At 58.1% G+C, this 11,164-nt stretch carries 10 protein-coding genes; 7 read left to right on the top strand and 3 right to left on the bottom strand.

Annotated features, from left to right (window positions below; translation table 11 throughout):
- Positions 1–2: 2 nt before the first annotated feature.
- Positions 3–1,856, bottom strand: a complete 1,854-nt coding sequence (locus tag HK24_RS08180) for a ribonucleoside-diphosphate reductase subunit alpha (RefSeq protein WP_232309134.1) — start codon at positions 1,854–1,856, stop codon at positions 3–5.
- Between the two features lie 439 nt (positions 1,857–2,295).
- Between HK24_RS08180 and HK24_RS08175 the strand changes: the two genes are divergently transcribed.
- On the top strand, positions 2,296–2,727 hold the full coding sequence (locus HK24_RS08175) for an OsmC family protein (protein WP_086634066.1): 432 nt from the start codon (positions 2,296–2,298) through the stop codon (positions 2,725–2,727).
- A gap of 16 nt (positions 2,728–2,743) precedes the next feature.
- Here the strand turns inward: HK24_RS08175 and aroC are convergent, their stop codons facing one another.
- Both aroC and fabI read right to left on the bottom strand, forming a co-directional pair.
- Entirely contained in the window at positions 2,744–3,826 is a 1,083-nt protein-coding gene (gene aroC, locus HK24_RS08170) for a chorismate synthase (protein WP_086634065.1), read from the bottom strand.
- 1 nt (position 3,827) lies between these two features.
- Positions 3,828–4,679, bottom strand: a complete 852-nt coding sequence (gene fabI, locus HK24_RS08165; RefSeq protein WP_015074825.1) for an enoyl-ACP reductase FabI — start codon at positions 4,677–4,679, stop codon at positions 3,828–3,830.
- A 291-nt stretch (positions 4,680–4,970) separates the two neighbouring features.
- Between fabI and pdxH the strand changes: the two genes are divergently transcribed.
- From pdxH to HK24_RS08135, 6 genes are all read left to right on the top strand, one after another.
- Positions 4,971–5,573, top strand: a complete 603-nt coding sequence (gene pdxH / locus HK24_RS08160; RefSeq protein ID WP_086634064.1) for a pyridoxamine 5'-phosphate oxidase — start codon at positions 4,971–4,973, stop codon at positions 5,571–5,573.
- Positions 5,574–5,615: 42 nt separating this feature from the next.
- Positions 5,616–6,500, top strand: a complete 885-nt coding sequence (locus HK24_RS08155) for a universal stress protein (RefSeq protein WP_086634063.1) — start codon at positions 5,616–5,618, stop codon at positions 6,498–6,500.
- 75 nt (positions 6,501–6,575) lie between these two features.
- Entirely contained in the window at positions 6,576–7,286 is a 711-nt protein-coding gene (locus tag HK24_RS08150; protein WP_086634062.1) for a polysaccharide lyase family 7 protein, read from the top strand.
- A gap of 53 nt (positions 7,287–7,339) precedes the next feature.
- A complete protein-coding gene (locus HK24_RS08145) occupies positions 7,340–9,205 on the top strand; it encodes a glycosyltransferase N-terminal domain-containing protein (RefSeq protein ID WP_086634061.1) in 1,866 nt (621 codons plus the stop codon).
- Positions 9,202–10,185 (top strand): tetraacyldisaccharide 4'-kinase, encoded by a 984-nt coding sequence (gene lpxK / locus HK24_RS08140; protein ID WP_086634060.1) that lies wholly within the window; start codon positions 9,202–9,204, stop codon positions 10,183–10,185. Before HK24_RS08145 ends, lpxK begins: the two co-directional genes overlap by 4 nt.
- Complete coding sequence (locus HK24_RS08135) at positions 10,182–11,096, top strand: lysophospholipid acyltransferase family protein (RefSeq protein WP_086634059.1); 915 nt, start codon at positions 10,182–10,184, stop codon at positions 11,094–11,096. Before lpxK ends, HK24_RS08135 begins: the two co-directional genes overlap by 4 nt.
- Positions 11,097–11,164: the final 68 nt, after the last annotated feature.

Here is an 11,164-nt window from a genome sequence, read left to right as displayed (position 1 = left end):
CCTTACTGACAGGCGAGGCACTCGTCGTAATCACCACTGCTCATTTTGCCACGCGGAGCAGCCTGCACGGTAGCTTCGTACTTCTCATCGTCCAGAATATCGCTCTTCACGGCCAGCGTGGAGACCGCATCGGCACGCTGCACTGACAGGGAACGGCAATAATACAGAGACTTCAGGCCTTTCTTCCAGGCCTGGAAGTGGATCTGATGCAGGTCGCGCTTATGTACATCTGCCGGCAGGAAGAGGTTGACCGACTGTGCCTGACAGATGAACGGCGCACGGTCTGCGGCATGTTCAACAACCCAGCGCTGATCCAGTTCGAAGGCCGTCTTAAAGACGTCTTTCTCATCCTGCGTCAGGAAGTCCAGATGCTGAACGGAGCCTTTGCTCAGGGTGATGTCAGACCACACCTTGTCCGTGTTCTGGCCGCGCTCTTCAAGGATCGTAGTCAGATGGCGGTTACGGACCGAGAAGGAACCAGACAGGGTCTTCTGAAGGAAGACGTTGGCACTGATCGGTTCGATGCCGGGGCTGGCATTACCCGTGATGATGGAAATGGACGCCGTCGGAGCAATCGCCAGCTTGTGCGAGAAACGCTCCATGAAGCCGTACTCTTCGGCATCCGGGCACGGACCACGCAGTTCCGCCAGCTTCTTTGAAGCCGCATCGGCCTGAGCGCGGATGTGCTGGAAGATCTTTTTGTTCCAGACCTTCGCCATCACGCTCTCGAACGGGATCATCCGGGCCTGAAGAAAGGAATGATACCCCATCACGCCAAGACCGACAGAGCGCTCACGGGCAGCCGCATACTTGGCACGCGCCATGTCATCCGGGGCACGGTCAATGAAGTCCTGCAGAACGTTGTCGAGGAACAGCATGACGTCCTCGATGAACTGCGGATCGTCTTTCCACTCGTCCCAGGTTTCCAGGTTCAGGGAAGACAGGCAGCAGACAGCCGTCCGGTTCTTGCCATGATGATCGATCCCGGTTGGCAGCGTGATCTCAGCACAGAGATTGGAGGTCTTGACCTCAAGCCCGGCAAGCTTGTGATGCTCGGGGCGGGCGCGGTTCACATGATCCGAGTAGATGACGTACGGCTCGCCCTGCTCCATACGGGCCGTCAGGATGCGGATCCACAGCCCGCGAGCGGACACCTTGCGGATGATGCTGTGATCCTTCGGGGACAGCAGAGGCCATTCCTCGTCCGCCTCAACAGCCCGCATGAAGGCGTCTGTGATCAGAACGCCATGATGCAGGTTCAGGGCCTTACGGTTTGGGTCACCACCCGTTGGGCGGCGCATTTCCGTGAATTCTTCGATTTCAGGATGCCAGACCGGCAGATACACAGCCGCAGACCCACGACGCAGAGACCCCTGCGAGATAGCTAGTGTCAGGCTGTCCATCACGCGGATGAACGGAATGACGCCGGACGTCTTGCCGTTACGACCGATGTTCTCGCCGATTGAGCGCAGATTGCCCCAATAAGACCCGATGCCGCCGCCCTTGGATGCCAGCCAGACGTTTTCGTTCCAGAGGCCGACGATACCTTCCAGGCTATCTTCGGCTTCGTTCAGGAAGCAGGAAATCGGCAGACCGCGGGACGTTCCACCGTTAGACAGAATCGGTGTAGCTGGCATGAACCAGTGGCGCGAAATGTAATCATAAATACGCTGGGCATGGCCCTGATCCGCCCCGTAATAGGACGCAACACGCGCAAACAGATCCTGATAATGCTCGCCCGGCAGAAGGTAGCGGTTGTTCAGAGTCGCCTTGCCAAAATCCGTCAGAAGCGAATCACGTGAACGATCCACACGGACGGCATGATGACCCGGAAGTTGCACGACATCATCGAACATGTCCGGCGTTTCTTCCCCCTCCCCAACAGCACGCTCGCCAACAGGATGGTCAACAGGCGGAAGCACGTCATGCGGGCGGTCGGCCGTATGTGGCGTGTCCATCGTCACGTCATGAAGTGTCATTGCGCTCTGCTCCGGCAGTCTGATTTTTTCGATTTGATGCCCCTCCAATTCCACACCCGCGCCCGTCACTGCAAGCGAACTCTTCTCTTGCAAATTGGAAAGAGCTGTGAATTTGGAGTCATCCATATCTAGGGGCATAAACGATCCACACCCCTATATATTGGGGCAATCGCAGAAAACCGCCATAGGTTCTCATTCATCCCCAAGGGGGCTTTTCCTGAGTGGCATCACAACCACACCACACGGTTTTTTCACGGCAACGTTTCCTGTCTGGTCACGTTGGAGACAGCATCCCCCAACACGCGGAGAGCGTCTCATGACCATCAACAAGAAAGCTTCGGCCCACTGGAGCGGCACCATCAAGGAAGGCAAGGGCACCATCTCGACGCAGAGCGGCGCCCTTCAGGACCAGCCTTATGGTTTCAACACGCGATTCGAAGACAAGCCCGGCACCAACCCGGAAGAACTGCTCGGCGCGGCCCACGCCAGCTGCTTCACAATGGCGCTATCTCTGATCCTTGGTGATGCTGGCTTTACAGCAGACTCCCTCGATACGGAGTCGACAATTTCCCTGGATAAGGTTGGCGATGGCTTTGCCGTCACGAAAGCCCATCTGACGCTTCGTGGCGTGGTTCCGAACGCAACTGAGGCCGACTTCCTGGACGCTGCCAACAAGGCCAAGATCGGCTGCCCGATGTCCAAGGTTCTCAATACAGAGATCACCTTGGACGCCAAGCTTGCCAGCTAAAGCCTGAAGGCTGGGATCAGTTGTCCCAGCCGCACTGCGCATGATTGCGCAGCAGATGGTCTGCCAGAACGCAGGCCATCATGGCTTCCGCCACAGGCACGGCACGAATACCGATGCACGGATCGTGTCGTCCTTTGGTGCGAACCTCCACTGAATCTCCTGCACTATTGATGCTCGGCACACGTGTCAGGATCGAACTGGTTGGCTTGATGGCAAAGCGAGCCACGATCGGTTGCCCCGTGGAGATGCCTCCCAGGATGCCGCCCGCATGGTTCGATGCGAATTGCGGCCCTGGTGCGATCGGATCAGCATTTTGCTCACCGCGAAGGGCCGCGACGGCAAAACCGTCGCCGATCTCAACGCCCTTCACACCATTGATGCCCATCAGAGCACCAGCGAGATCTGCGTCCAGCTTGCCATAAACTGGCGCACCAAGACCGGGCGGCAAACCTTCTGCAACAACTTCAACAGTGGCCCCGATGGATGAGCCATCCTTGCGAATGGAGTCGAGCAGCTCTTCCCATGGACCAACGCTCGCAGCGTCCGGACACCAGAGCGGGTTGCGCTCCACTTCGTCCCAGTCCCAGCGGGTTGGATCAATGGTCTGACCGCCAATCCCCGTCAGGGCCGCGCGAATCTTCACGCCTTCTCCGACCAACGTTTTCAGCAGCACGCGCGCAACAGCACCAGCCGCGACACGCATGGCTGTTTCACGCGCGGAAGAGCGACCGCCGCCACGATAATCGCGGATGCCATATTTCAGATCGTAGGCAATGTCCGCATGGCCCGGACGATAGCTCTGGGCAATCTCACCATAATCTTTCGACCGCTGATCGGTGTTTTCGATCATCAGCGAAATAGGCGTGCCGGTCGTCTGGCCTTCAAACACCCCCGACAGGATCCGGACCTGATCCGGTTCCCGACGCTGGGTCGTGAAGCGGGACTGCCCCGGCCGACGGCGATCAAGCCAAGGCTGGATGTCCGCTTCGGACAGCTTCAGGCGGGGTGGACAGCCATCCACGACGCAGCCGATGGCTGGACCGTGGCTTTCACCCCAGGTGGTGACGCGAAAGAGTTGCCCGAAGCTGTTGTCTGACATGTCAGTCCCCGGAGCTGACAGCGGCGATGTCCGGAGCTGCCGGGTTCTTCATACCAACCGTATGGTAGCCGCAATCCACATGATGGATTTCGCCCGTCACGCCGCTGGAGAGGTCGGAGAGCAGGTACATGCCCGAACCGCCAACGTCCTTCAGGGTCACGTTACGCTCCATCGGAGCATTGAGTTGGTTCCAGCGCAGGATGTAGCGGAAGTCACTGATGCCGTTGGCTGCCAGCGTCATGATCGGGCCTGCGGAAATACCGTTCACGCGGATATCGTCACGGCCAAGATCGGCAGCCATGTAGCGCACGGAGGCTTCGAGAGCCGCCTTGGCAACACCCATGACGTTGTAGTGCGGCATGACGCGCTCGGCACCGAGATAGGTCATGCTCAGGAACGAACCGCCAGCATTCATCATGGCAGACGCGCGACGGGCGACGGACACGAAGGAATAGCAGGAAATGTCCATGGCTTGCAGAAAGGCATCACGCGGCGTGTCGATGTAACGCCCGCGCAGGTACTGCTTGTCAGCAAAAGCAATGGCGTGAAGCACGAAGTCGATCTTGCCCCACACCTTTTCGATTTCATCGAACGTCGCATCGATTGCGGCATCGTCGCTGACATCACACGGCAGAACCAGATCAGAGCCAACGCTTTCAGCGAGGGGACGCACGCGCTTGCCAAGAGCTTCACCCTGATAGGTGAAAGCAAGTTCCGCGCCCTGTGCAGCACAGGCGCTCGCGATAGCCCAAGCGATGGAATGCTTGTTGGCGACACCCATGATAACACCGCGCTTGCCCTTCATGAGGGTGCCGGTCACGGGAGCCGGGATGTTGTCTTCTGTTTCAGACATTGAAGGTTTCCTGAATCGCGTTGGCGTGTTAGCGCCGTGGTCGCACAAGAGATGCCAGCAAACAAGAGTAACACGACACTCAATGCCTCTTGGACGGCAGTTTCCAGCCGTAGTGTGGATTTCAGGCCCATGAGGCAGGTCAAGGCAACTGCTCCTGCTTCCTTTATATAATTCCTCTGACGCCATAATTCGGAGCCGGAACCTGACAGGGTCTGTTCCGGGACCCGGACGGAGCCGCTATGGTTCTCACATCGCCCTTTCGGGCTGTCCCCGCTGCTTCAGGAGACTTCCATGCCCTCTCTGCCCCTCATCGATCTGACTTCTGATCCATTTGCCCTGTTTGCAGCCTGGATGTCAGACGCAGAAGCGTCTGAGCCCAATGATCCGAACGCCATGGCCGTTGCAACATCCACGCCAGATGGCCACCCTTCCGTTCGCATGCTGTTGCTCAAGGGCGCGGACGAGCGCGGGTTTGTCTTCTATACCAACGTGGAGAGCCGCAAGGGTGGCGATCTGCTGGCCAATCCGCATGTCGCTCTGTTGTTCCACTGGAAGTCCCTGCGTCGGCAGATCCGGATCGAAGGACCGGTTACGCAGGTCAGTGACGAGGAAGCAGATGCTTATTTCGCCAGCCGGTCGCCCATGTCCCGGCTGGGGGCGATTGCATCTGACCAGTCACGCCCTCTGGATGAGCGCAGCACCTTTGAAGAGCGCCTGAAGGCCGCAGAAGAAAAATATGGCAATGGCCCTATTCCACGCCCGAACAACTGGACAGGTTTCCGCGTTGCTCCAGACGCCATAGAGTTCTGGCAGGACCGGCCTTTCCGCCTCCATGACCGAGCATTATGGACTCGTGATGGATCTGAATGGAACGTCACGCGTCTTTATCCGTAAAGATAGAGAACACCCTTTTCCCAAGGTGGGGAGCCTTACGTTATGCTTATCGAAATCAAGAACATCCTTCTCCCCCTCACCGGGGCCGACGATCTGGATTCAGTCATGTCGGTGGCCCTGGATTTTGCCCGTCGTTTTGATGCACACCTGTCTGCTGTCGTTGTCGGATCAGATCCGACCGAAGTTGCCACCCTTGCTGGCGAAGGCATTTCTGCCGGAATGGTGACGGAAATGATTGATGCGGCGGCCACGGAAGCCCACCGCCGCGCCATCAGGATCCGACACAGCTTCGACAGCTTCGTGCATAATAACGGACTTCACCGCGTCGAAGCCTCCAAGATCGGCATGTCCATTGGCGGCGGTGTCAGTGCCAGCCTCGAAGTGCTGGATGGCACGGAACATGATGCCCTGACATGGCGCTCACGTCTGGCAGACATGACGCTCGTGCCCAATCTCATTTCAGCCACTGACCCGCGCGCATCAGAAACACTGCATGCCATTCTTTTTGACAGCGGGCGTCCTCTGGTCATTGCTCCGCCAATTGCTCCGAAAACAGTAGGCAGCCGCATTGCCATTGCCTGGAACGGAACGCCCGAGTCTTCGCTTGCGCTCCGCTGCATCCTGCCATGGGCGCATACCGCGGAAGGCGTTCAGGTTTTGACATGCCAGGAATATCAGCGTCGCGGCCCTACGGGCAACGATGTTGTCCGTTATCTGCGTCTGCATGGCATTTCCGCTACGACACGCGCCTGCGACCCCATCAATAAGGATGTCGGTGCCGGCCTGTTGAAGGGGGCTGAAGATTTTGGTGCCGATATGCTGAGCATGGGGGCCTACTCCCACTCCCGTCTTCGCCAGATGATTCTGGGGGGCGTGACCCGTCATATCCTTGAGAACATGAAACTCACGGTTCTCATGAGCCGCTAATCATGCGTCCTTTTCGGGAGTTCTGCGTTGAAACAGTCATCTGACGTCACAACCATAACCCCGGAAGGACACATTATGATCTCCCGACTTGCTGGCCCCGCTTTTTGCCTGAGTGCGCTGATTGCTACGCCGGTGCATGCCATGGATGTCCCGCAAGCGCCGGACATTTCGGCTTTTACACTTCAGGAGCCTGCCAAGCGTCTGGGCCTGCATCTTGTTCCGTCCACGACACTCGGCTCTGGCTACAACACAGCTTTTTATTCCCGTGATCAGCAGACAGGTGCCCTGAGACTCACAACTGACGGCCTCCAGCCAGTCATTCGTGGAAAGGTCGCTCCGGAGAGTCTTTTGCGAGAAAATACCGCATGGTATTTTCAGCAAACGAATTCTGACATGACGGCGGCCCTACACATTGACCACCTTCCACGAAATGGAAAAGTGGTCATTGGCCGCTTGGCAAGCACACAGCATCCAGTGGCGGAGCTAAGTGTTCAGGGCGACCGGGTCTTTGCACTCGTGGATAATGGGACATCCAAGCAGAGCATTGTGGTCGGCACGGTTTATCCGCATCAGACCATTCGCTATGAAATTCATACGTCTCCGAATGGTCTGATGCGCATCATCGTCAACGGAACAGAAAATCACTTCTCATTGCCCTCTGCCGCGATAGCGCAGGGTGTATGGTTCGAAGCTGTGGCTGGCGAACAGGGTTGGCACGCGCCAACTCACTCCGATATGGCCCGGGTAACCTTCACCGGCCTTCAGGTTCATCACGAAGCAGCCTGACAGTCTGTCACAAAGTTTTGCGAGCGCCATCTGACCATGCTACCCGACTGCTCATGATATCGCCCGCTCGCATGATCCATGTCTGGTTAGGTGCCTGTCTGCGCTCCACCCACTGGAATGTCGGAGGCACCAAACAGGCAAGAGCGCTTCTGACGCAAGCTGATCAGGGAACAGTTCTTGCCCTCTGGCACCGCTCCCTGACACTGGCTCCAGCGCTCTGGTTCTGGGCCCAAGCGATCGAACCACAGGTGAAGCTCCGGGTTCTGATTTCCCGCAACGCGGATGGACGCCTTATCGCGGACGCTATTCGTCCGTGGGGAATCATTGGCATTCATGGCTCCACGTCCCGCAAAGGGAAGGACAAAGGCGGCGCGGCGGCACTGAGAATCGCTCTCCGGGAGCTGAAGCAAGGTGCCTTTGTCGCCATTACTCCAGATGGCCCACGCGGCCCAGCAGAAGAGGTGCAGCCGGGCATTCTTGTGCTATCGCGGATTTCCAGACGCCCCATTATTCCGCTGGGTATGGCCTGCAACAGCATTCGCCTGCCCTCGTGGGACGGCCTTACATTTCCATTCCCCTTTGGGCGCGGGTCTGTCGTGGTCGGTGAACCGCTTATTGAACCGGATACCGAGACGCTCCGTGTTGCACTCAATGCCGTTGCGGAGCAGGCGGAAGCTAACGTCCGCAATCAAAATCTTTCCGTCATGGATCGGTTGTGGGGGGGCGTTGGCAGCCTTCTGGCTCCTGCTCTGACGATCATGCTGCGGGTACGTCTGAAGCGAGGACGGGAGCTGCCAGACCGCCTTCGTGAAAGAATGGGTCTAGGGGGCGGTCAGCGCCCTGAAGGTACACTTCTCTGGATACATGCTGCGAGCGTGGGGGAGACCCTGTGTGCGCGACCATTGCTTGATGATCTTCTGGAAAAGCGCCCGGATCTGCATGTCCTGTTCACAACCGCCACGGTGACGGGCGCAGAAATTGTCAGCCGCCATCCGGAATTCGGGCGCCGCGTCTCTCATCGTTTTATTCCTCACGATGTGCCGCGCTGGTTTGGCCGATTTCTCAAACGTTGGAAGCCGGACGGTGCTGTCTTTGTAGAAAGTGAACTCTGGCCCGGCATCATTGCAGCCTGCTACCGCAAGGCTATTCCCGTCATGCTGGTCAACGGTCGCCTCTCGGATCGCTCGGCTCGCCGGTGGAAAAAAGCCGCTAGCCTGACTGGACGCATGTTTTCCCGTCTTTCCTGGGTTGCAGCCCGAGGCCCGGAAGACGCGGCACACTTCCGCTCCTTAGGCACCAAAGCCGTTTATGAAGATGGAGACCTCAAACAGGACGCTCCTCCTCTGTCATGCGACTTCGCGGAATTGGAGCGACTTCAGGCCGTGATTGGAAATCGTCCGGTTTTCGTCACGGCTTCGACTCATCCTGGTGAGGAGGAACTGGTTCTGGCAGCAGCAGCGCTTGCCAGAGAAAAACAACCCGACCTTCTGACGATCCTCATCCCCCGGCATCCAAAACGTGGCGAGGAACTGGCTTCGCGCTTTGATCTGCCCCGGCGATCCGTCGGGCAGGAGCCGAACCACAAGACACATTGCTGGATTGCCGACACATTAGGGGAGCTGGGCCTGTTCTACAGACTCGCAAATTGCTGCTTCCTCGGCAACTCTCTCGCGGGGAAAGGCGGTGGCCATAATCCTTTCGAGCCACTTCGCCTAGGCATACCAACGGCAACCGGCCCTCTTATGGAAAACTGGCGGGAAGCGGTTAGCCTGCTGCACGATTATCTTCACATCGTTAAGGATATCGATAGTCTGAGCCAGTGGATCACTGGACCTCATGTCACGCCTTCACCCGCAGTGCTTCAGCGCTCCGTGGTGTCCAGACTAAGCCCCCGCATTCTGGAGACACTTGAACGATGAGACTACGGGCTCCGCGATTCTGGTCCGTCCCGAGGGTAGGCCCTGCGGCATTCATGCTGCGCCCTTTGGCAGGAATCGCAACCCGTCTGACCCGTCGCCGCATGACCCGGGAAGGCTATCGAGCCATAGTCCCGGTACTATGTTGCGGCAACGTGACTGCTGGGGGCACGGGAAAAACACCTCTGACACTGGATCTGGTCCAAAGACTGAAAGATCGAGGACATTCTCCACATATTCTCAGTCGCGGTCATGGCGGCAGAGAGAAAGGTCCGCTGGAGGTCAATCCGGGGCGTTCGAGCGCCCGCGATGTTGGCGATGAGCCTCTTCTTCTGGCAAAAGCCGTACCAACATGGGTCGGAGCAGACCGGGCCCAGACCGCGAGACTGGCGGTCGGCCAAGGCGCTGATTGTCTTGTGATGGATGATGGTTTCCAGAACCCGGGCCTTCACAAGGACCTCTCGGTTCTGGTCGTGGATGGCGTCGTGGGGTTTGGCAACGGGCAGGTCATGCCTGCGGGTCCTCTGCGTGAACCGGTGCTGGATGCTCTGAAGCGTGCGCAGTGTGTGGTTATCATCGGGGAAGACCGTCACGGGCTGCTTCTCACCCTTCCCCCGTTCCTCTTCAAAGCTCAGGCCAGACTGGTTCCGGGCCCTGAAATCCGCGGTCTGCAAGGCCGGAGAGTTGTCGCTTTCGCCGGCATTGGCCGCCCCGATAAATTCTTCACCATGCTGCAGGATGCAGGAGTCTCTCCTGTTCGCTGCCTTCCCTTTCCGGATCATCATGCCTACTCGGCCAATGACATCCAGCGCCTTGAAACGCTGCGTCGGGAATCCGGAACCACGCTCGTGACCACAGCCAAGGATGCGGTCAAACTTCCTCCCGCTTTCCGGGCGCAGGTCACCGTCATCAACGTTGAGCTTCTTTGGGCGGACCCAAAAGCGCCGGACCATATTCTGGATCTTCTGTTCCCTCACTCATGACTTCAATTCCACATCGGGCGGAAGCCCTGCTTGTGCGCGTCCTGCTGGGCTGGCTGCGCATTCTCCCCCCTGCGGCCGCGTCCACACTGGGTGGCTCCGTCGCGCGCCATATCGGACCTATTATTCCCGTCTCCAGAGTGGCCGACCGAAACCTGCAACTGGCCATGCCACAGCTGACCAAGGAAGAGCGGCGCGGTATCGTCAAAGACTGCTGGGAAAACCTGGGGCGCACCGTGGCGGAGTTTCCGCATGTGGGCCGATTGAAACAGAACACGCCGACCGGCCCAGGATGGCGTGTTGAAGGATCGGAATATCTGGAAGCCGCACGCGCAACAGGGCGCCCGGTCATTTTCTTTTCCGGCCATATTGGTAACTGGGAACTCATGCCCCCGGTCGTCGCGCGATTCGGGATGCCCTTTGCTTCCTTCTATCGGGCAGCCAGCAATCCGATTGTAGATTCCATCATCCACGCCCTCCGCCGCCGAGCTATGCGCATGGATGTTCCGATGTTCCCAAAAGGGGCACGTGGAGCACGTTCTGCGCTGAAGCACCTGTCTCACGGCGGGCATTTGGGCGTGCTTGGCGATCAGAAAATGAATGATGGCATCGAAGCCCGTCTTTTTGGCCGCCCTGCCATGACAGCCTCTGCAACTGCCGTGTTTGCCCTGCGGCATAAAGCCTTGATTGTAACCGGACATGTGCGCCGCGAAGGGCCTGCCAGACTGGTACTCGCTGTGGATCCCCCCATTGATCCACAGCCTACCGAGAATCGTCAGGCAGATGTCCTGAAGCTGACACAGCAACTCAATGACCGGCTTCAGGAGTGGATAGAGCAGGAACCCGGCTCATGGCTCTGGCTTCACCGGAGATGGGACAAGGCGCTGTATCGGAATATGACAACAACATGTTGAGCTATGCAATTTTTGCATGGCAGATTTGTCACAGTGGGGAAAGTTTATGTCGCGGAAAGGGGTTTTGG

Origin of the sequence: Gluconobacter sp. DsW_058 (assembly GCF_002153615.1) — a bacterium.
Taxonomy (GTDB): domain Bacteria; phylum Pseudomonadota; class Alphaproteobacteria; order Acetobacterales; family Acetobacteraceae; genus Gluconobacter; species Gluconobacter cerinus.
This window is presented reverse-complemented; position numbering and strand designations above follow the sequence as displayed.